The organism is Staphylococcus argenteus (assembly GCF_000236925.1).
GTDB lineage: Bacteria > Bacillota > Bacilli > Staphylococcales > Staphylococcaceae > Staphylococcus > Staphylococcus argenteus.
Window position 1 is genome coordinate 2273408 of the sequence record NC_016941.1, and the last position, 20491, is coordinate 2293898.

General features: G+C 32.9%; 24 protein-coding genes. 9 read left to right on the forward strand and 15 right to left on the reverse strand.

Annotated elements, in window-relative coordinates; genetic code table 11:
* Nucleotides 1–11: 11 nt before the first annotated feature.
* Together mobB and SAMSHR1132_RS11170 are read right to left on the reverse strand one after the other, a co-directional pair.
* On the reverse strand, nt 12–497 hold the full coding sequence (mobB, locus tag SAMSHR1132_RS11165) for a molybdopterin-guanine dinucleotide biosynthesis protein B (protein ID WP_000602918.1): 486 nt from the start codon (nt 495–497) through the stop codon (nt 12–14).
* Entirely contained in the window at nt 494–1753 is a 1260-nt protein-coding gene (locus SAMSHR1132_RS11170; protein ID WP_000259712.1) for a molybdopterin molybdotransferase MoeA, read from the reverse strand. The genes mobB and SAMSHR1132_RS11170 overlap by 4 nt, the downstream gene beginning before the upstream one ends.
* Before the next feature lie 62 nt (nt 1754–1815).
* On the opposite strand from SAMSHR1132_RS11170, the gene moaC reads away from it, so the two are divergent.
* On the forward strand, nt 1816–2310 hold the full coding sequence (gene moaC, locus SAMSHR1132_RS11175) for a cyclic pyranopterin monophosphate synthase MoaC (RefSeq protein ID WP_000134524.1): 495 nt from the start codon (nt 1816–1818) through the stop codon (nt 2308–2310).
* Nucleotides 2311–2314: 4 nt separating this feature from the next.
* Here the strand turns inward: moaC and SAMSHR1132_RS11180 are convergent, their stop codons facing one another.
* The 5 genes from SAMSHR1132_RS11180 to modA all read right to left on the reverse strand — a co-directional run bounded on the left by SAMSHR1132_RS11180 (nt 2315) and on the right by modA (nt 6094).
* A complete protein-coding gene (locus SAMSHR1132_RS11180) occupies nt 2315–2821 on the reverse strand; it encodes a MogA/MoaB family molybdenum cofactor biosynthesis protein (protein ID WP_000503800.1) in 507 nt (168 codons plus the stop codon).
* A gap of 23 nt (nt 2822–2844) precedes the next feature.
* On the reverse strand, nt 2845–3849 hold the full coding sequence (locus SAMSHR1132_RS11185) for a ThiF family adenylyltransferase (RefSeq protein ID WP_000085834.1): 1005 nt from the start codon (nt 3847–3849) through the stop codon (nt 2845–2847).
* 171 nt (nt 3850–4020) lie between these two features.
* The gene (locus SAMSHR1132_RS11190) at nt 4021–4626 is read right to left on the reverse strand and encodes an ATP-binding cassette domain-containing protein (RefSeq protein WP_000913005.1); all 606 of its coding nucleotides are present in this window, start codon (nt 4624–4626) and stop codon (nt 4021–4023) included.
* Nucleotides 4627–5298: a molybdate ABC transporter permease subunit gene (gene modB / locus SAMSHR1132_RS11195; protein ID WP_001113085.1), complete on the reverse strand. Its 672-nt coding sequence runs from the start codon at nt 5296–5298 to the stop codon at nt 4627–4629. It lies immediately after the preceding gene.
* A gap of 13 nt (nt 5299–5311) precedes the next feature.
* The gene (gene modA / locus SAMSHR1132_RS11200; protein ID WP_000782335.1) at nt 5312–6094 is read right to left on the reverse strand and encodes a molybdate ABC transporter substrate-binding protein; all 783 of its coding nucleotides are present in this window, start codon (nt 6092–6094) and stop codon (nt 5312–5314) included.
* A gap of 285 nt (nt 6095–6379) precedes the next feature.
* Here modA and fdhD point away from each other — a divergent pair, with 285 nt between their 5' ends.
* Nucleotides 6380–7177 carry a formate dehydrogenase accessory sulfurtransferase FdhD gene (gene fdhD, locus SAMSHR1132_RS11205; RefSeq protein WP_001030815.1) on the forward strand — a complete coding sequence of 266 codons (798 nt, stop codon included), beginning with the start codon at nt 6380–6382 and terminating at the stop codon, nt 7175–7177.
* Nucleotides 7178–7364: 187 nt separating this feature from the next.
* Here fdhD and SAMSHR1132_RS13595 read toward each other — a convergent pair whose 3' ends face one another.
* From SAMSHR1132_RS13595 to yut, 7 genes are all read right to left on the reverse strand, one after another.
* Complete coding sequence (locus SAMSHR1132_RS13595; protein WP_000750714.1) at nt 7365–7841, reverse strand: hypothetical protein; 477 nt, start codon at nt 7839–7841, stop codon at nt 7365–7367.
* Nucleotides 7842–8249: 408 nt separating this feature from the next.
* Complete coding sequence (locus SAMSHR1132_RS11215) at nt 8250–9014, reverse strand: GNAT family N-acetyltransferase (protein ID WP_001092368.1); 765 nt, start codon at nt 9012–9014, stop codon at nt 8250–8252.
* A gap of 64 nt (nt 9015–9078) precedes the next feature.
* Nucleotides 9079–9633, reverse strand: coding sequence for a biotin transporter BioY (locus SAMSHR1132_RS11220; protein ID WP_000208732.1), 555 nt, complete (start codon nt 9631–9633; stop codon nt 9079–9081).
* A gap of 120 nt (nt 9634–9753) precedes the next feature.
* The gene (locus tag SAMSHR1132_RS11225) at nt 9754–10695 is read right to left on the reverse strand and encodes a nucleoside hydrolase (RefSeq protein ID WP_000163400.1); all 942 of its coding nucleotides are present in this window, start codon (nt 10693–10695) and stop codon (nt 9754–9756) included.
* Nucleotides 10696–10921: 226 nt separating this feature from the next.
* The gene (locus tag SAMSHR1132_RS11230) at nt 10922–11830 is read right to left on the reverse strand and encodes an ABC transporter substrate-binding protein (RefSeq protein WP_000735045.1); all 909 of its coding nucleotides are present in this window, start codon (nt 11828–11830) and stop codon (nt 10922–10924) included.
* Between the two features lie 221 nt (nt 11831–12051).
* Nucleotides 12052–13206, reverse strand: coding sequence for an acyl-CoA dehydrogenase family protein (locus SAMSHR1132_RS11235; RefSeq protein WP_000999217.1), 1155 nt, complete (start codon nt 13204–13206; stop codon nt 12052–12054).
* Nucleotides 13207–13420: 214 nt separating this feature from the next.
* Nucleotides 13421–14293 carry an urea transporter gene (gene yut, locus SAMSHR1132_RS11240; RefSeq protein ID WP_231845225.1) on the reverse strand — a complete coding sequence of 291 codons (873 nt, stop codon included), beginning with the start codon at nt 14291–14293 and terminating at the stop codon, nt 13421–13423.
* Between the two features lie 298 nt (nt 14294–14591).
* On the opposite strand from yut, the gene SAMSHR1132_RS11245 reads away from it, so the two are divergent.
* The 7 genes from SAMSHR1132_RS11245 to SAMSHR1132_RS11275 are packed head-to-tail and all read left to right on the forward strand — an operon-like array spanning nt 14592 to nt 19640.
* A complete protein-coding gene (locus SAMSHR1132_RS11245) occupies nt 14592–14894 on the forward strand; it encodes an urease subunit gamma (RefSeq protein ID WP_000545928.1) in 303 nt (100 codons plus the stop codon).
* Between the two features lie 13 nt (nt 14895–14907).
* Nucleotides 14908–15318, forward strand: coding sequence for an urease subunit beta (locus SAMSHR1132_RS11250; RefSeq protein ID WP_000612120.1), 411 nt, complete (start codon nt 14908–14910; stop codon nt 15316–15318).
* Nucleotides 15315–17030, forward strand: coding sequence for an urease subunit alpha (ureC, locus tag SAMSHR1132_RS11255; RefSeq protein ID WP_000008682.1), 1716 nt, complete (start codon nt 15315–15317; stop codon nt 17028–17030). Before SAMSHR1132_RS11250 ends, ureC begins: the two co-directional genes overlap by 4 nt.
* A gap of 12 nt (nt 17031–17042) precedes the next feature.
* Entirely contained in the window at nt 17043–17495 is a 453-nt protein-coding gene (ureE, locus tag SAMSHR1132_RS11260) for an urease accessory protein UreE (RefSeq protein WP_000582695.1), read from the forward strand.
* Nucleotides 17488–18177, forward strand: coding sequence for an urease accessory protein UreF (locus SAMSHR1132_RS11265; protein WP_000565242.1), 690 nt, complete (start codon nt 17488–17490; stop codon nt 18175–18177). The genes ureE and SAMSHR1132_RS11265 overlap by 8 nt, the downstream gene beginning before the upstream one ends.
* A 12-nt stretch (nt 18178–18189) precedes the next feature.
* The gene (gene ureG / locus SAMSHR1132_RS11270) at nt 18190–18804 is read left to right on the forward strand and encodes an urease accessory protein UreG (RefSeq protein ID WP_000002978.1); all 615 of its coding nucleotides are present in this window, start codon (nt 18190–18192) and stop codon (nt 18802–18804) included.
* Nucleotides 18804–19640: an urease accessory protein UreD gene (locus SAMSHR1132_RS11275; protein ID WP_000344341.1), complete on the forward strand. Its 837-nt coding sequence runs from the start codon at nt 18804–18806 to the stop codon at nt 19638–19640. The genes ureG and SAMSHR1132_RS11275 overlap by 1 nt, the downstream gene beginning before the upstream one ends.
* A 190-nt stretch (nt 19641–19830) precedes the next feature.
* Here the strand turns inward: SAMSHR1132_RS11275 and sarR are convergent, their stop codons facing one another.
* The gene (gene sarR, locus SAMSHR1132_RS11280) at nt 19831–20178 is read right to left on the reverse strand and encodes an HTH-type transcriptional regulator SarR (protein WP_000036077.1); all 348 of its coding nucleotides are present in this window, start codon (nt 20176–20178) and stop codon (nt 19831–19833) included.
* Nucleotides 20179–20491: the final 313 nt, after the last annotated feature.

A 20491-nucleotide genomic window follows, 5' to 3' on the forward strand; every position in this document is an offset into this window, starting at 1 on the left:
ATTTCAATCCTCTATTTAAATTGTGCGTCACAATCATTTTTCACTTTATTTAATAGCCAATTATCAAATAACGTAAAATCATCGGTCTCCCTGACGTTAATGCTATAGCATATATTTGATAATTGTCTTAATTCCTCTAAATCTTGCTCATTTTGATAGACAACCACTTTGTCAAAAACTGCATTTTTGAAACCTTCAACTAAAATGATATTGGTGTCAATTGTAACAGATTTTTCAATAATTTGAGTAAGATTTTGTTTTTCAACTCGTGTAACAGTTTGTTGAAATTCTAGACCATGCACAATACTTTGATCTGCTCCTGCTTCAAAATGTTTCATATGATCTACATCAGTATGTTGTAATTGAATATCTTCATCATAATGACCATGATGTTTAATCGTAGCAACTTTATAACCTTGTGATTTTAGAAAAGATACTGCATGTGACATCAGTGTTGTCTTTCCAGCATTTTTATAACCTATGATTTGCAAAATCATAAATGAAGTTCCTCTTCAGCAGCTTCTGATTCTGTCAATATCACATCGACAGTATGACCAGCTTTGAAACCACGTGAACCACCAGGTAGCATTATCATACAGTTTGCATGTGCAATCGCAACAACTGCACCTGATTTATTAAATCCCGAAGGCACTACAGTTGCACCGGCACTAGTTAAAGTGGCCTTTGCACGAATAAAACGAGTAAATGGATTAGCTTTCGAAAAATCTTCCATTAAAGTTGCTTTAACTACTTGCGGAAAGACTTCTAGTGCACCACACATATGTTTCACAGCTGGTTTGACAAATAGTTCAAATCCAGTGAAACATGCTGATGGATTCCCAGATAATCCAAATAAATATTTGCCATTTGCAAATGCCACTGTTGTAACACTACCAGGACGCATTGCAACTTTATTAAATAGTACTTCAGCATTTACCGCTTTATAAATTTCTGGTAGATAATCAAAGTCTCCTACAGAAACACCACCAGTTGTAATCACGATATCATGATTACGCATAGCCTCTTTAACAATTTGAATACCACTTTCTAAATCATCTTCTTGCGTTTTATATATTCCTACTTCAAGACCTAATTTTTCAGCTAAAGCATGGATCATAGGTCCATTAGAATTACGAATCTTCCCATCTTCTAATGGGTCACTAACATCTAATAATTCACTTCCTGTTGCAATAACAGCAACGCTTGGTTGTTTAATAACTTGAACTTCAGTATAACCATACGTTGCTAACACCGCTATGGCACCTGGATTAATCACTTGCCCTTTTTTCAGCACAATATCTCCAGTTGTTGTCTCCTCGCCTTTCAAAGAAATATTTTCATTTTTAGTAAAAGGTTTTCGGATTGTAAAAGTATCTTCAAGTTCGATAGTTTGTTCAAACATAACGACTGCATCTGCACCTTCTGGAATTTGTGCCCCTGTCATAATTCTTACTGCCTCATGCTCACCTACAACTTTATTGGAAACTGATCCAGCACCAATATGATCAATCACTTTAAATTCAATACGATGTTGACCACTTGCACCTTGTGAATCTACGCTACGTATGGCGAAACCATCGTAAGGTGATTTATCAAATCTAGGAATATCGTATGTAGCAACTATATCTTCAGCTAAAATATGACCTAAACTATTTTCAAGTAAAACCTTTTGTGATGGCATCGTAATTTGTTGCTTAACGATTCGTTGTATTGCTTCTTTAACCGGAATTGGGTTTCTTTTTTCTACTACCATTAAAAATCATCTCCAAAACTTTTATTTTTTCATGATATACTGGATGCATTAGGAGGGGTAAAATGACTGAATTTACTCATATTAATCAACAAGGTCATGCAAAAATGGTCGACGTTTCTGACAAAAATATTACAAAAAGAACTGCTATCGCTCATTCAAGTATTACTGTAAATGAAACTATTTACAATCAAATAACAACAAATACCACTGCCAAAGGTAACGTATTAAATACTGCACAAATTGCTGGTATTATGGCAGCTAAAAATACATCAACAATTATACCTATGTGTCATCCTTTGCCATTGACTGGCATAGATATTTATTTTCAATGGGATGAAACACATGCACCAAACTATACATTAAATATACAAACAACAGTCTCAACTACTGGCAAAACTGGTGTTGAAATGGAAGCTTTAACTGCAGCTTCTGCTACCGCATTAACCATTTACGACATGACAAAAGCAGTCGATAAAGGAATGATTATTGGCGAAACATATCTTGAAAGTAAATCTGGCGGTAAATCTGGAGACTATCACCGATTGTCAAATAAGTAACCAATTATTTTGTTAGCTCATGAATCAGATGATTTAATTCTGGTTTAATGAGCTTTTCTAATGCCAATTTAACTGCACCCGTTGACCCTGGCACCGAGAAAATCAATTTATCATTAACTGTACCTGCAATAGCTCGAGATAATAAGGCACGGGTACCTACATCCTCTGCATAGCTTAAATATCTAAATAACTCTCCAAATCCTTCTATTTCTTTAGTAAGCATTGGTTTTACTGCTTCAATTGTTACATCCCTTTGTGCAATACCTGTTCCACCAGTTGTAATAATGACATCTATATCTTCATCTAACCACTGTTTAATTTGTGTTGTAATTGCTGTTATGTCATCTTTTACTATTTTATAATGTGCATCTGTCACTTCAACCTGCGCTTCTTGCAATAGTTCACGTACACATCGACCACCTTTATCTGTAGTGAAATCTCTCGTATCAGATACTGTCAAAACTGCTGCTTTAACAGTACGATTTAAATCAACGTTTTTATGTTCACCCATTACAAATCACTCCTTTTATTTAATTAACCAAATAATAAATTCATTAAATGCGCTGCATCTGATGTTCGCGTCATACCATGAATTAAAAACCTTCCACCATCAAATGCGACAATACGATGCCCTTTAAATTCAAACATTATCATATACGTATTACTTCGATAATTTAATTGTTGTTCATTTAAAAATTGAATGAGCATCTCTTGTGTAATTGCAGCATTTTCATATTGAACAGTATCTCTACCACATAATGTTGCATAATATTGCTCATTTTTATTTAAATACGGATAATTCGGTGCATCACCACAAGTTGTACAGTTTGCACGTTGCATTTTACTGAAACCAAATGAATAATGACTACCATCCCAAATATCCCCGTAAGTTATTTTAGTTTCAATCGGTTGCTCCGTAAGTATTTTCATCGCATCTCTCAACTGTAAGCTCGTTGTCATCGTCACTGCAGGTTGAATAACGCCGACTGTGTCACATGTTAAATTTAATGCCGGTAATTGAGGTACTAAACAATTGAAACATGGCGTTTCTCCAGGAATAAATGTCGCTTCTGTGTATGTACTTTGTACTACACCACCATAAATCCAAGGAATACGATGTTTATATGCAAAATCATTAATTAATTGGCGCGTTTCAAAATTATCTGTTGCATCAATAATAACGTCAACACGCTGTCCATGTGACTCTAAAAAGTAATAATCAACATGTGTAATAAAATCTTCAACTTCAATATCACTCCGAATAGCTAACAGATGCTTTTTGGCAGCAACAACTTTGGGCATCATTTTCAGTGCATCATCTTCTGTAAATAGCGTTTGCCTTTGTAAATTACTAAATTCAATATAATCTCTATCAACGATTGTTAATTTAGCAATACCTGATCTCGTAAGACCTTCTGCTACATGTGTGCCTAAAGCCCCCATACCTACTATTAATGCATGTTTATGATTAATTTTTTCTTGACCCTTTTCACCAATTTGTTTAAATAAAATTTGTCTTGAATAACGTTCTCGGCTCACATTCAGTTATCCTTTCTTTTTGTCATTACTTTCATTATATGACGCGCGTCAATTTCGCTCAAAATTTGCGCCCAAAAAAGAGCCTAAAACATATTTAAAATGACGATAGAATCATTCTCTTCTATCATGTTTAAAACGTTTTAAACTCTTTCTTAATACACACTTTAATGATTACCCAATTGTGATAATTTCATGCGCCATCTGTTCCGCTTCATAATTAGAATGTGTCACAAAGATAATTGGTATATGCCATTCTTTAAAAATACGTTTAACTAATGTTATACTCTCATCTTTTGTAACATCATCCAAGCTAGAAAATGGTTCATCTAATAAAATTAAATCTGGCTTGGTACTGAGCGCTCGTGCAAGTGCTACGCGTTGTGCTTCCCCACCAGATAATGTCATTGGATATTGATCGATTAAATGATTGATATTTAATGTTTTCATTAACTGATTAATATGCTCTGAAGGTTCAGCCATAAATGTGATATTTTTATAAACAGTCATATTCGGAAATAGTTGATAATCTTGAAAAAGATAACCAATATGACGTTGTTGTATTTTAACATTAATATTATTTTCAGTATCTGTAAGCATTCGCCCATTCACTTCAATAATTGCTTCATCTGCTTTTCGTAAACCTGCAATCATATTTAAAACAGTTGTTTTGCCGATACCAGACGGGCCACGTACTGCATATATTTTAGGTTCAACGTCATCTATATTTATGTGGATTAAAGTATCTTTTAATTGATATTTTAAATTAATTTTAAGCATCTAGTCGACCTCCTTGTATTTATCTCTATTCAATAAATTGATAGTTGAAATGACTACAATAGAGAATGCAACTAGTACTAATACCCATAACCAAGCTTCATTTTCACGACCTTGCTCAACTAAGAAATAAATTTCTAAAGGTAGCGTGTTCGTTTTATTTGGAATATATCCAGCAACCATTAAAGTAGCCCCGAATTCACCTAATGCGCGTGCAAAACTCATCATAACACCTGCTAAAATAGAACGTTTTGCTAAAGGTAAAATTAATTTAAGAAAAATTTTTGTTTCACTTGCCCCCATAGTTCTTGCTGTATTAATCATTTTAGCATCTATACCTCTAAAACCTTGCACTGTATGTTGATACATTAAAGGAAAACTAACAATGACAGATGCAATTACAGCACCTGTCAAAGTAAACACTACGGGTAAATGTAGTACATTCGCAAAGAATTGACCAATTGGTCCCCTTGGCGAAAAAATGATTAATAGAATAAAACCTAATACCGTTGGCGGTAAAACAATAGGTAATATCAAAAAGCTTTCCAATACTTTAACCCATGAACCTTTGCGACGATACAACCATTTTGATATGAATATGCCTAAAATTGTTACAATTATCGTACTAATAACAGCAACTCGTATTGATATCCAGAAAGGTGTTAAGTCAGGCATGGATTACAACTCCTTACGCAGCAAAGTGATATTCTTTAAGAATTTCTTTAGCTTTATCAGATTTTAAGAATTCCATCCATTCTTTTGCTAATTTATTATCTGATGTCGCACCTGCTTCATACGTAATTGGTTTCTTCAATTGAATATCTTGAATCTCTTTTACAGTATCAATTTTTTTGTTTTGTTTATATAAATCCGTTTTATATACAAAACCTTGTTTCGCATTACCTTTTTCTACGTAGTTTAATACTTGTTTTACATCTTTCGCATATACAATTTTGTTTTCAACGTCTTTAAATAAATTATTATTATCTAAATATTGTTTAGCGTATTTACCAGCTGGTACAGTTTTCACTTCACCTAAAGCTAGTTTGTCATTACCTTTTAAATCTTTAACAGATTTATAGTTCGAATCTTTATCTCCGATTAACACTAATGTGTTTTTCGCATATTTATATGTATCATGCGCTTTATTTTTATCTTTTAATGCATCAACATCTTTTGTATTTGCAGACATGAAGACGTCAACTGGTGCCCCTGATTCGATTTGCTTTCTTAATGCCCCTGATCCACCATAGTTAAATTTAATATCAGCATTTTTATGTTCTTTCTTAAACTCTGATTCCAATTTTTTTGTTACATCAGTTAAACTCGCAGCTGCCGCAATTTGAATTTCTTGCTTTTTGCCATTATCCGCAGACTCTTTCTTACTATCTTTACTTTCATTTGAATTTGAACATCCTGCTAATACTAGACATAATGTCATGATAATAGCTACAATATGTTTCATTTTCATCGTGTGATACCCCCATTTTTAATGATAATTACACTCCCATTATACACCTACTCATTTTTTTGAAAAGATGAATTTATTTTAAACGAACATACAAATACTTACCAAAAATCTCTATAGTTCTTTGTTACAGCACGAACAACAATTAAATAAAGTCATTTCTTTGCATAACACAATAATTGTTTTCTATTATTTTGATTTCGAAAAAATTGTGACATAAGCAAATATGTTAAAATATTAAGCAAATTGATTTAAAATGAAGAGCAAGCTATATAAAGGGGTTAGATAATGAACAAAGATGTATCTTTAGATCAACCAATTGTCAGATATGAAGATGGAAAGTTATTTGAAACCACGGATCAATATGTGACAGAATTCCCGCTTACAATTATGGTTAACGGCGAAGAATTTGCCACAGTCATTTGTAGTCCAACAAATCTTGAAGAACTTGTTATTGGTTTTTTAGCATCCGAGGGCGCGATTTTAAAAAGAGCTGAGTTAAAATCGATAATGATAGATGACAGTAAAGGGTTTGCACATGTTGAACTAACTAAAGATTTAGGAGATCGTTTTCAATATTCAACGAAGCGTATGATTGCATCTTGCTGTGGGAAGAGTCGCGAATTTTACTTTCAAAATGATGCTGCTATTGCCAAAACTTCGATGTCTAAAATCACTTTAACCCCTCAACAAATTATTAATATGATGACTCGTCTTCAAAGTGCTAGCCATATTTTCCAAGAAACAGGCGGTCTACATAATGCTGCTATTAGTGATGGGCTTTCTTTTTTTGAACATCGACAAGATATTGGTAGACATAATGCCCTCGATAAACTTTATGGGTTTTGTATTCAGCGACATATTACTGTTCGAGATAAAGTATTAATTTTTAGTGGTCGAATTTCATCTGAAATTTTAATTAAAGCTGCGAAAATCGGCGTAGGTGTTATCTTATCCAAATCGGCACCAACAACGCTTGCGGTAACTTTAGCAAACGATTTAAATATTACTGCTGTTGGATTTATACGAAATGGTGGTTTTAATATTTATAGCCATCCCGAGCGCATAGTTGAATCTGAAAAATAAGTAAATTAAGCTTAATTTCATATAAAAATTCAACATATCTTTCAATTCCTACTTGTTAACTGTTTATGCGCAGTTACCTTAGTTAATATACACAACTGTAAAAGCGGTATGATGATTTTTCATTTGAAATCACCATACCGCTCTTTATCTTTTGTATTGTTAAAACCTCATCAAATTTTATTACTTTTTAAACAAGGAAGAATGATATTGTTTTAACAATTACTTGTGCCAACCATCCAGGAACACCAATACTCTTTAGCCAGTCTTGCGCAGCATCTTCAATACTGCCTGTGAAATTGGTAACACTATTTAAGTATTTCAAAAAACCATCAATTGTAATTGCTGCAGCCCATTTTTTCTTTTGTTCACTACTAAGAGGTAACTTATTAATGGCAGACTTGATCGCTCCATTAATTTTATCTTTATTTTTCTGCAAAAGTGCTTTAGCAGCTTTTAATGTAAGTGTCGCTTTGCCTTCTTTTTCAACTTCTACATTTGCACCATTTTCTTTTGCAGCCTGTCTTGCAATTTCATCATAGTCAATATTCTTCTGTAATTCGTTTGCACTTGTCGGATTTACTTTTTCACTTGCATTTGAAATAGGAGCTACCACCCCAGAAGCTAAGATTAAAACTGATAATGATGTTACAAAAGTCTTTTTCAATGAAATTACCTCCTGAATTAAGTAATAAAAGCAACTTACACAAAAAGAATATCACTTTCAAAAGTTAATTGTTTAAAACACACTAATATTTTACGTAAACTTATTATAATTAATAATATTAATGTACAATCTTTTGCCTAAAATCAATTTAATTATATAAATCTTTTAGTTTTTTAAACATATAGTTGAGACCAAATATTGAAATACCCATTTACAAGTCTTTACATTTCATTATCGAACTTTACTATTCAGCACAAATTCTATCTACACCTGTCTATAAACATAAAGAAGAGCAGTAACTCGATTTCATAAATTGAAATTCGTTTCCTGCTCTTTTTAAAAATTAATGTTTATTACGCATTACTATATGTTTACTTATTAAGCAATTTACTTACAAGCTTATTTTACTTATATATCTTCTTTTAATATTTGATAGCAAAACGATTGATAAGTATATCCTTGTTTCACATACATATCTTTAGCTGTATCTTCACCATCAGCTACTAATATAATCGGTTTACGGTTTCTAGACATTGCATATTCACCTATCAAAGATTGTATCGTTGAACCAATCCCTTGATTTCTATATGATTCTAAAACACCAAATGCATCTATTTCAATATAATTATCACTTTCAATAACGTCTACAACACCAATAGGTTCATCACTTATATAAGCAACCATTCTCTTTATGTCATCATCTTGATAATGTGCTTTCACCATTTTTTCATGCGCATCTGCATAGTCTGCTCCGAAAGGTAAACTAAATTGATACGAGACTTTTAAATAATCATCAATATTTGTTTCATCAACAATTACAATTTTAATTTCACTATTACGTGGTAATTTAGCGAGTTGATCACTTTCTATCGCATATAATTCCATAATGCCTAATTGAAAGTTCATCTTTTTAAACATAGCCATCCAAGATGGATCTAATAATTCATTTTCTGGGAAATGAAAAGAATAATGATTTGAACCTTGCTCAGTATGTAATTGATGTTGCCGTTTTAAATCTAGTAACCATTGATCTTGCGTAGGCGTCTTTTTGTATATCCATGTATTATTTGTATATTGATATGGAGAAGAAGGCGTTAAATAAATCGTTTGCTCATCATTATTTTCCAGAATACTACCATCACAGTGTATATTCGACATATTTATCGTGTTCATTATCACGCACTCCTTTCACTCCATACTATAATAAAATCAACCTACTTGTGAATCTTAATTGCAATTATTTCAATCCCATAATTTGACGGAATTTTGAGTGATTTAAAAGAGCTGCACCAATCAAACTAGCGATAATTGCTTTTAAAATATCCCCCGGCAAGTATGCAATTGAAATTGATATTGCCTTAGTAAAAGGTATATTTATAATCATCCCCATAATCAAAGTTCCAATAATATCTAAACCGATGACACCAAAGGCAAAAACGCCTGCAAATAATACCCAAAAGTTGATTTCATTGATGAATCTATCGCGTACCGCACCAATCATAAATGCTACAACTGGATATAATAATAAAAATCCGGCAGATGGGCCTGCGAATACGCCGATACCACCACGACCACCCGATAGTAACGGTAAACCTGCAACGACTAGTAATAAGAAGACGATAACACTTAATGTGCCGTATTTACGTCCTAAAATTATACCTGCCAAGAAAATTCCAATATTTTGCAAGACAATTGGTACTGCTGAAAATGGTAAAGGTATTACCGGAACCAACCCTAAAATGGCTATTATTGCCGTCATTAAGGCTGTATATACTAATTGTTTTGTTGTCATAATTTACTTCCTTTCATATTTCATGGAAATAATTATAGCATCATTGTAAACTTTATAAAATAAAAAGTTTACAATGAATAGTTCTATACTCATTAAAATAATAATTATTGCACACACAAGTTAATCCACTTTTTTAGCTAGTGTTGTAATATAATCGAAAAATGCTTCGTTATCAACACTATCAATAACATTTACTTTTCGACCATTCGCACATTCATATGTCTTTCCTTGACTTGGACCATGACTCATTACATCTATTGTTTTCTCAACTGAATAAACGAGATCAGACTTTCCTATATACGCAGTCGTTAAAACATCCCATAAAAAGTATGTAGAATTCGTAATGAAGTGTGTCAATGGTGGTACTGCTGCATAACTTACGCCTAAGAAATCTACACCTGGATATTGACGCTCATTTGCCCATCTTTGTCTAACATCTAATGTTAACGGTACTTGATTTGTACTTTCTAACGCAACCATATCAATTTTTATATCACTATCAAATACAATTTTAACCGCTTCGGGATCCCAAAATGCGTTCCATTCTGCAGTACCGTCATGTTCAGGTTCTTCAACATTTCCTTTAGGTAAAAATGTTCCACCCATCCAAACTAAGCGTTCAATACGCTTTTTAATAGAAGCATCTTCTTGTAATGCTTTAGCTAAGTCTGTAAGTGGTCCTGTAAATAATAATATGACGTTTTCGGTTTGCTCATTTAAAACGTGAATGATATCTTCATATGCTTCTTTGTCACTTATTTTTGAAGTTGTCTGATTAACTGGCTCATTTAGAATCGGTAATGCATCCATAAAAAAGGCATGCATTCGCCATTCTTTTGGAAATGGATTTTTCCCTCTTTCATATGATGGGGCAACTTTTATGCTTTCATTTGAAAATCGATTAATAATTTTTATAGATGCGCTAACAGATGGCTCTAAATAACAATCTGCCCCAATTGTGCTTACACCAACTAATTCTATATTCTCCATTTGTAATAATAAAAATAATGATATTAAATCATCTACGCCACCATCATGATTAAAATAGACTTTCTTAGTCATTTAAAATACCCCCTCATGTTAAAATCCAACCTTATGTTGCGATTCAAATTAAAGCATCTTCATTCCTTATTTAACAAATTATACCATTGTGATTGATTATTTTTATGTTCTAACTCCATCGTATTTTAAAGATGATGATGGATTATTCCTAAATAAAAAAGAGCCTAACACAATATCAAAAATTGATTTGTGCTAAACTCTCATTCCACTTAATCATAAAGCTTCATTATTTAGAAGCTTTAATTAATTTTTCTTTCAAGTCTTTTCTCATGAAATCTAAAGTATAAGGGTCATTATACCAATAAGTGCCTGCATCTACTTTTACAATGTGTCCTTCTTTAGTTGCTTTCAAATTCTTCCACATGTTAGTAGATTCGTATCCAGGTGTTGGTTTCCCTTCACTAGTACTTACAATATAATCACCAGCATATTTTTCGATCTCTTCTTGTTTCACTTCAGCCCAACCAGCTTTAGCTGTTAGCTTTTGTTGTTCAGGTTGCATTTTTAAACCAAATGCTTGATATAACACTTCTCCACCACGACCCCAGTTGTCGCCGTATGTGTAAAGTTTTTTATCGAATTCATCAAACAATGATACTGTTGCATCTTGTCCGATTGCTTTTTTAATTTCCTTACCGTCTTTAGCTGTTGTGTCTTCCCATTCTTTCTTCCAAGCTTTTACTTTGTCTTCTTTACCAACAATTTTCCCTAACATTTCTTGTTGTTCAAGGTATTTGTGCTTGTTATAGTCAACAACTACAGTAGGCGCTACTTTTTGATATTTTTTAATATCTTTATCTGTTGAATACACAATAATTAAATCTGGCTTTTCTTTAGCAACTTTTTCTACATCGCCATCGCCAATTTTTGTAACACCTTTAAACTTATCTTTCAATACTTTGCTTTGATCAACTTGTTGATTTACTGCTACAATATTTGCACCTAATTTCTTAAGTCCACCTGCATATGTTGGTGCTACAACCGCTATACGTTTAGGGTTCTTTGGTATATCTACCGATTTGCCATCGTCCATTTTGTAAGATTTAGTTTCAGCTTTGTTATTTTTATCTCCTTGGTTCCCACACGCTGCTAATACTAAAACCACAATTATTAATGGTAATAATAGTTTTTTCATAATTTCCTCCTATTGAATGCTATTGAAAATGATTATCAATTACTACAAAATTATACAAGATTACATATTCATTTACAATAGCTATCAATATTTAATTTTTAAATTTTGCAAAAAATTTTACAAAATCTCCTACTTAAACGATTCAATTTTATAAAAAAAGATGAATCCTTATATTGAACTTTATACTAAGTTCATTCAATAATTGATTCATCTTTTCAATATTAAAATGTATTTGTAATACTTTTAGCAATATTAGTATACGCCGCATCTTCCATAGGTGGATTGTGTAATCCAGCGCGCATATCACGATAGTAACGTTGTAAAGGGCGGCCCATTTCTAAACTTTTAGCCCCGACAATTCGCATTGCAATATCAACCACTTCAAGACCTTGATTCATTACCATAACTTTACTCGCACTTGTTGCATTTCTAATTTGGCTATCATCTTTAAATTGTTGATAGCCTTTTGCAGTGCTCCATAAAAATTGTCTAGCAGATAGCAATAAAGTTTCCATCTTACCTAAATTTTGTTGTACAGTTGGCAATGTTGCAATTGTACCTTCAATACTGTTTGGACTATGTTGCAAAGCAAAATTTACTGCATAATTTCTCGCAGCTTGAGCAATTCCTAAATAACAACTTGGTATATGCAAAATCCAACCATTAGGAGCTTTACTTCGTTCTGTTTCAACCAAATGATTTAACGATACTTTTACATCATTTAAAATTAGGTCATGACTTTCTGTTGCTCGCATACCGATTACATTCCAGTTGTCAGCAATTTCAACACCTGGTGTATCTCTATCTACTAAGAAAAATCCAACAGTTCCTAATTCTTCTATATATGCACCAACAATAATGTGCGTTAGCACTTTACTCATCGATGTATAAGTTTTCACACCATTTAATAGATAACCATCGTCAACTTTTACAGCATTTGTGCTTGGTCTACCACCTCTAGTCGGGCTACCCATCTCCGCTTCACTGACTGCTCTATTTACTAATGCTCCTTTTTTGATTTCATCTGCAAACTGATTCAACATTTCTTGAGACCATAATTGTTGCTCATAAATTTGTCCTATCACACTGACATGCCAACCTATTGATAATGCTGTAGCGCCATCCAGTTCTCCTAAAAATGATTGCAGTATAACCATATCTTCCACAGTGGCTCCTTCACCACCATATTTTTTTGGCAAAGTCAATTTCCCGTATCCTTCTTTAATTAACCATTCAATATTGCTATAAGGAAACTCACTATGATTGTCATTATGGTTAGCCCTTGCTTTGAATGTATCTTCAATCGATTTAAATTTTTTAATCCATTTCTTTTGAATTTCACTCGTAATCAAAAAGGAATTTTCCATATCATTCATCTTCGTCACCCCACACGATACGTAATATTAATCATTTATTCCTAGTTTAACACTCGACTTTCAAAATAAAAAGGAACGTGCTGTGAACTTTAAAATTCAAAATTAAATAAACGACTTAAAACTTCATTTTGAATTTAAAAATAAATGCATCATAAACCATATAGCGAAGTACATGATTTATGATGCATTTTCAAACATATTACTATTAATTTAACTACGCAACATCTTCTTTTCTTCTTCGAATTCCTGCAAACAGCATTATCCAAGTCCCAATAATAAACGGTAAAGTTAATGCCGGTAAACCAAATGGTTCAAGCAATGTAGCCGTCCCTAATTGCACTACAACTGTTAATAATGTCCCTAAAAACGTCGCTATATATGGATTAATCACTGTTTTGAATGTATAGCCCAACGCGATAGCCATCAATACAAAATTATAACCAAACAAACCTTGGTTTATATCATCATAATTTCCACCTAAAAGTGCCACCATGATAAAACTTAATAAACTCGCTACAATTGCTAATAGCGCCGCTTTTCTAGAAGCTATCAAAATTCCTATTAAAATGAATATGCCACCAAGCACACTCGCTTCAACGAATACTTGACTAAATCCTTCAAACAATGACTGAACAAAATGTATTTGATCGCTATTATGATTAAATTTGATATCTTCAATATTTTCCGGAATTAACTTTAATGGTGTTTCGACATATTTCACTTGCCCTGACAACAAAATCGTAAACCACGTTACAATGACAAACGGCATGGTTAACATCGGTATTTTATATGGTCTTAAAAATTCTCTAACTGCAGCAGCTACAGGTAATGTTAATAAAGTCGCTACAAACGTTATAACAACATCTAATGTCGATTTATCCAAAAATATTGTTAATGCAACAGCAGTTAATACTGGGTTAAACCCTGCTAAACCGTCATTAATTTCTTCTTTACTATAATTTATATAACGTGCAAAAACATAAGCTATGAGACTACCAATTATTCCTGCTAAACCAACTGTCCAATCAGCAACAAACAAACCAATTAAAATAAACAAGCCCGTCCACTTATTATTTAATAACACCACCTGAGATATGTTTTTTAAAAGAACGTCTATCATCTTCAAAATATCCACCTTTTCCTTGAATGTTTACTTTTAAATATACTACCATTCTACAAAAAGTTATATTAAAAACTCTTTTCTTTTTAAAATAAATATATTCCACCATTTGAATCATACTTAATTATTTAGTTTTAACAAGGGTATGCCAAAAATATAATTTCCGTTTTACACATTTATAGTTGTATATTACTTGTTTATCACAACAATTAGGATTAAGATGAATTTTGTAATTTCTATCTTATATGAAAGTGGGGGTTTTAATTTGCATTTTACACAACGAGAGCAAGACAAATTAATGATTGTTGTTGCAGCAGAAGTTGCACGTCGTCGTAAAGCAAGAGGTTTAAAACTTAATCATCCTGAAGCATTAGCCTTAATCAGTGATGAATTATTAGAAGGCGCAAGAGACGGCAAAACTGTTGCTGAGTTAATGAGTTACGGTAGACAAATTTTAAACAAAGAAGACGTCATGGATGGTGTAGAACACATGATTACAGATATAGAAATCGAGGCTACATTCCCCGATGGTACAAAGTTAATTACAGTGCATCACCCTATTGTTTAAAGGAGGAAGTCAAATGATACCTGGAGAAATTATTACTAAAAGTACAGAAATAGAGATTAATAAACACCATCCTGAAACTATTATCGAAGTAAAAAACACAGGAGATCGTCCAATTCAAGTTGGTTCGCATTTTCATTTCTACGAAGCAAATGCAGCGTTAGATTTCGAACGTGAGATGGCATACGGCAAACATTTAGATATTCCTGCTGGTGCAGCTGTTCGTTTTGAACCTGGAGATAAAAAAGAAGTTCAACTAGTTGAGTATGCTGGTAAACGTAATATTTATGGTTTCCGTGGTATGGTCAACGGCCCTATCGATGAATCACGTGTTTATCGTCCAACAGAGGAAAACGATAAATATGCGGGTGTATTTGGTGATGAAGGTGAAGAAAACGTGAATAAAAAAGGAGGAAAAAGATCATGAGCTTTAAAATGACTCAAAATCAATATACGAGTTTATATGGTCCAACTGTAGGAGATTCCATTCGATTAGGCGATACAAACTTATTTGCTCAAATTGAAAAGGATTACGCAGTATACGGTGAAGAAGCTACTTTCGGTGGTGGTAAATCTATCCGTGACGGTATGGCTCAAAATCCTCGTGTAACACGTGATGATGTTAATGTAGCAGACCTAGTTATTTCTAATGCCGTTATTATCGATTACGATAAAGTTGTAAAAGCAGATATAGGTATTAAAAACGGTTATATCTTTGCCATCGGTAATGCCGGCAACCCAGATATAATGGATAATGTCGACATTATTATTGGCTCTACTACAGATGTTATTGCAGCAGAAGGTAAAATCGTAACTGCTGGTGGTATAGATACACACGTTCATTTTATTAATCCTGAACAAGCAGAAGTAGCACTTGAAAGCGGTATTACAACGCATATTGGTGGCGGAACTGGTGCTTCTGAAGGATCTAAAGCTACAACCGTAACGCCTGGTCCTTGGCATATCCATAGAATGTTAGAAGCTGCAGAAGGTTTGCCTATCAATGTTGGTTTTACTGGTAAAGGACAAGCAACTAACCCAACTGCACTTATCGAACAAATCAATGCAGGTGCAATTGGTTTAAAAGTACATGAAGACTGGGGTGCAACACCATCAGCTTTAAGCCGTGCTTTAGATGTTGCTGATGAATTTGATGTTCAAATTGCTTTACATGCAGATACTTTAAATGAAGCTGGCTTTATGGAAGATACGATGGCAGCAGTAAAAGATCGTGTACTACACATGTACCATACTGAAGGTGCTGGCGGCGGACATGCCCCAGATTTAATTAAATCAGCAGCTTTTTCAAATATATTACCTTCATCTACGAATCCAACATTGCCATATACGCAAAATACAGTAGATGAGCATTTAGATATGGTTATGATTACTCACCATTTAAATGCTGCTATTCCTGAAGATATTGCATTTGCTGACTCACGTATTCGTAAAGAAACAATCGCAGCAGAAGATGTACTTCAAGATATGGGTGTATTTAGTATGATTAGTTCCGACTCACAAGCAATGGGACGTGTAGGTGAAGTTATTACTAGAACATGGCAAGTAGCACACCGTATGAAAGAACAACGTGGCCCATTAGATGGTGACTTTGAACATAATGATAATAATCGAATTAAACGTTATATTGCTAAATATACAATTAACCCAGCTATTACACATGGTATTTCTGAATATGTAGGTTCTATTGAGCCAGGCAAACTCGCTGACATCGTTTTATGGGATCCAATTTTCTTCGGCGTTAAACCTGAATTAGTTGTTAAAGGCGGTTTAATTAATTCAGCTGTTAATGGTGATGCTAATGGTTCTATCCCTACATCTGAACCACAGAAATATCGTAAAATGTATGGTCAATATGGTGGCAACCTTACAAGTACATCTATGACATTCGTATCTAAAACTGCTTATGAAAATGGTATTAATCGTGCATTAAACTTAAAACGCATGGTGCGCCCTGTTAAAAATATTAGACAATTATCTAAAGCAGACATGAAAAATAACAGTGCTACCCCTAATTTAGATGTTGATCCACAAACATACGAAGTATATGTAGATGGTGAAAAAATTACAAGTCAAGCAGCAACAGAGTTACCATTAACTCAAAGATACTTCTTATTCTAGGAGGAACATAAAATGATTATAGAAGAAATTCAAGGCAATATCGCCAATTTATCAGATTCAGAAAAGCAAAAGCATGTTGAAAAAGTCTATCTTGAAAACTCAGATCTCGTTAAACGTATTCAAAGAGTCGTTACAGATCATGGCAATGAAATTGGTATCCGTTTAAAACAACCAATCGACTTGCAATACGGAGATATTTTATATGCTGATGATCATAATATGATTATTGTTGATGTAAATTCAGAAGATGTTTTAGTCATTCAACCACGAACACTACAAGAAATGGGTGATATTGCGCATCAACTAGGAAATCGCCATTTACCTGCGCAATTTACAGAAACTGAAATGTTAGTACAATACGATTATTTAGTAGAAGATTTATTAAAAAATCTAGGTATTCCATATGTTCATGAGGATCGTAAAGTTAATAAAGCCTTTAGACATATAGGACATTCTCATGATTGATCATAAGCATTTAAGATTATTTCAGTTCTGTGATTCCCAGTTTCCAACAGGTGCATTTAGTCATTCATTTGGTCTTGAAACATATATTCAAAGAAATGTGATTCATGATGATCAAACTTTTATTGCATGGCTAAAAATGTTTTTAACAGAACAACTCACCTATTCTGATGGTTTAGCAATGCGATTAGTTTATGATGCGTTAGAAAATAATGACGCGCAAAAAGTATTAAAAATAGACAAACTATTATTTGTTCAAAATTTACCTAAAGAAACGCGTGTTGGTGCAAAACAGATGGGTACGCGTATGGTTAAACTAGCATTAGAACTATATGATAGCGAATGGATAACTTGGTATCACCAACAAATGAAAGAGAAACATGCAAAGTTAAACCCAGCAATATGTTTTACAATGTTAGGACACCACTTAGGTGTAGATATTGAAACAATTATTGATTATTACTTATATCAAAATGTTTCAAGTTTAACTCAAAATGCTGTTCGTGCCATCCCACTTGGACAAACTGCTGGCCAGCAAGTGGTTACTCATATGATTCCTTATATTGAAGCTACGAGAAAACATATTTTCGAATTAAAAGAGTCTGATTTCGGCATGACAGCGCCTGGTTTAGAACTAAATCAAATGGCGCATGAAAACGTCAATGTTAGAATTTTCATATCATAGGAGGTTATAATTGTGGCAAATCCGATTAAAATTGGCATTGGTGGACCTGTTGGCGCAGGTAAAACACAATTAATTGAAAAAGTAGTAAGACGTCTTTCAAAAGAAATGAGTATCGGTGTTATTACAAATGATATTTATACTAAAGAAGACGAAAAAATATTAGTTAACACTGGTGTTTTGCCAGAGGATCGTATTATTGGTGTTGAAACAGGTGGTTGTCCTCATACAGCTATTCGTGAAGATGCTTCTATGAACTTCGCAGCAATTGATGAACTATTGGAACGTCATGATGACATTGAATTAATATTCATAGAATCTGGCGGTGATAACTTAGCAGCAACATTCAGTCCTGAGCTTGTTGATTTTTCAATTTATATTATAGACGTAGCTCAAGGTGAAAAGATTCCACGTAAAGGTGGACAAGGTATGATTAAATCTGATTTCTTCGTCATTAATAAAACTGATTTAGCACCTTATGTTGGTGCATCACTTGAACAAATGGCTAAAGATACTAAAGTGTTCCGTGGTAATCGCCCATTTGCCTTCACTAACTTAAAAACTGATGAAGGCTTGGATGCGGTTATTGAATGGATTGAACGCGACACACTGCTTAAAGGTTTATCATAATGGACGAACAACAGTGGACTGGACAGCTTGATATAACAGTGTTTTTTGATGGTAATAGATCCGTATCACGAGATATCTTCTTCGAAAAAGCACTTAAAGTGATACGTCCAGTCTATCTAAATCAATCACCTATTCCTACATTTTATATCGTTAACGTAGGTGGTGGTTATTTAGATGGAGATCGCTACCGTATGAATATTAATGTCGAAGATAATGCAAAAGTGACATTAACGTCGCAAGGTGCTACAAAAATATATAAAACGCCTACCGATCATGTTGAACAGTATCAAACATTTACATTGAAAGATGACGCATATTTAGAGTATGTAGCTGATCCAATTATCGCATATGAAAATGCTAAATTTTACCAACACAATACTTTCAACCTTAATAGTTCAAGTTCATTATTTTATACCGATATTTTAACACCAGGTTATTCAAAAAATGGTGAGCCTTTTAAATACCGCTATATGCACTTAATTAATGAAATATATGTTGATCATGAACTTGTCACATATGACAATCTTTTACTAGATCCAAACAAACAATCAATTAATGATTTAGGTTATATGGAACACTATTCTCATTATGGCTCAGCATATTTTATTCATAGTGAAGTGAACCAAAAGTTAATTGACAAAGTGTATGAAACTATTCAACCTTTAGCTTCTACATTCGAATGTCGTATCGCAGTATCTCAATTACCTACACACGGTTTTGCAGTTAGAATTTTAGCTCACCGTACCCAAGTCATTGAGAAATTACTAGGTGCAATTCAAGGCTATATAGCAGAAAATATTTACGATCGCAAACTTGATTTTCTAAGAAAATATTAAAATAAAAAAGACTAGTGTACCTTTTTCCACTCTTACCGTGATGAAATAAGGTATTGCTAGTCTTTAACTTTAATTAAAGCATCTTCAATATTTAAATTTTAAGTTAATGTTATGTCCCAATGCTGAATAAATGACTTTCGTTTTAATAAATCATTATCGTTCAATGCTATTAAACGCAATTAACCTTGATTTAATTTTTAATGTATTCTTCTAATTCTGAAATCAATTTTTGAATATTTGCTTTTTGTGTATCTGTAACAAAAACGATTACTGTTCTTTCGTCGTGTAAACTTCTTTTCTTAGATAATAATTTTAAATCTTTAAGCTTTTGCAAAGCTTTAGTTAAATAGTAAGGCTTGAACTCTGAACATTTAGCAATCTCTTTAGAAGAAATTTCGTTAGACTCACTTTTTAAAATATGATTTAAAATATAAATCTCTTCATAGTTCAAATTGTATTTTTTCTTTGTATCTCTGAAAAACTTCTTAACTTGAAATGTTGCGTTGACTAAATCATTAATGTCATTAATTTTACTCATTATTAAACCACTCCTCTGATGCACATCTTGTTGTAGCAAGGTTCACATGTATTTATTAAATCGAAACTCTATCCAACTATGTTATAAAGTTTATTCTAAACAAATAAGTATAAAAATTCAATATTTTTATTACTAGAATATGGATTTATACATTTATTTCTTATAATAATTTGACGTTTAAGATATTTTGTCAAATTCAAAATTATTAGTCTGAATATTTTGTATCTTATTTGATATTTAAAGTTTTAAAATGCACTTAAATAGCAACGAGTTTGATTTGATATTTTTCATATTTAATTGATAGCTTGTTCAC

Bases quoted from the DNA above. Each gene is read 5' to 3' on its own strand.
- ureC (WP_000008682.1), top strand. From the start codon at position 15,315: ATGAGCTTTAAAATGACTCAAAATCAATATACGAGTTTATATGGTCCA.
- sarR (WP_000036077.1), bottom strand. From the start codon at position 20,178: ATGAGTAAAATTAATGACATTAATGATTTAGTCAACGCAACATTTCAA.
- mobB (WP_000602918.1), bottom strand. From the start codon at position 497: ATGATTTTGCAAATCATAGGTTATAAAAATGCTGGAAAGACAACACTG.
- SAMSHR1132_RS11225 (WP_000163400.1), bottom strand. From the start codon at position 10,695: ATGACTAAGAAAGTCTATTTTAATCATGATGGTGGCGTAGATGATTTA.
- SAMSHR1132_RS11220 (WP_000208732.1), bottom strand. From the start codon at position 9,633: ATGACAACAAAACAATTAGTATATACAGCCTTAATGACGGCAATAATA.
- SAMSHR1132_RS11190 (WP_000913005.1), bottom strand. From the start codon at position 4,626: ATGCTTAAAATTAATTTAAAATATCAATTAAAAGATACTTTAATCCAC.
- SAMSHR1132_RS11265 (WP_000565242.1), top strand. From the start codon at position 17,488: ATGATTGATCATAAGCATTTAAGATTATTTCAGTTCTGTGATTCCCAG.
- SAMSHR1132_RS11170 (WP_000259712.1), bottom strand. From the start codon at position 1,753: ATGGTAGTAGAAAAAAGAAACCCAATTCCGGTTAAAGAAGCAATACAA.
- fdhD (WP_001030815.1), top strand. From the start codon at position 6,380: ATGAACAAAGATGTATCTTTAGATCAACCAATTGTCAGATATGAAGAT.
- SAMSHR1132_RS11250 (WP_000612120.1), top strand. From the start codon at position 14,908: ATGATACCTGGAGAAATTATTACTAAAAGTACAGAAATAGAGATTAAT.
- SAMSHR1132_RS11180 (WP_000503800.1), bottom strand. From the start codon at position 2,821: ATGGGTGAACATAAAAACGTTGATTTAAATCGTACTGTTAAAGCAGCA.
- modB (WP_001113085.1), bottom strand. From the start codon at position 5,298: ATGCCTGACTTAACACCTTTCTGGATATCAATACGAGTTGCTGTTATT.
- SAMSHR1132_RS11275 (WP_000344341.1), top strand. From the start codon at position 18,804: ATGGACGAACAACAGTGGACTGGACAGCTTGATATAACAGTGTTTTTT.
- SAMSHR1132_RS11235 (WP_000999217.1), bottom strand. From the start codon at position 13,206: ATGAATGATATGGAAAATTCCTTTTTGATTACGAGTGAAATTCAAAAG.
- SAMSHR1132_RS11230 (WP_000735045.1), bottom strand. From the start codon at position 11,830: ATGAAAAAACTATTATTACCATTAATAATTGTGGTTTTAGTATTAGCA.
- modA (WP_000782335.1), bottom strand. From the start codon at position 6,094: ATGAAAATGAAACATATTGTAGCTATTATCATGACATTATGTCTAGTA.
- SAMSHR1132_RS11215 (WP_001092368.1), bottom strand. From the start codon at position 9,014: ATGAACACGATAAATATGTCGAATATACACTGTGATGGTAGTATTCTG.
- moaC (WP_000134524.1), top strand. From the start codon at position 1,816: ATGACTGAATTTACTCATATTAATCAACAAGGTCATGCAAAAATGGTC.
- ureE (WP_000582695.1), top strand. From the start codon at position 17,043: ATGATTATAGAAGAAATTCAAGGCAATATCGCCAATTTATCAGATTCA.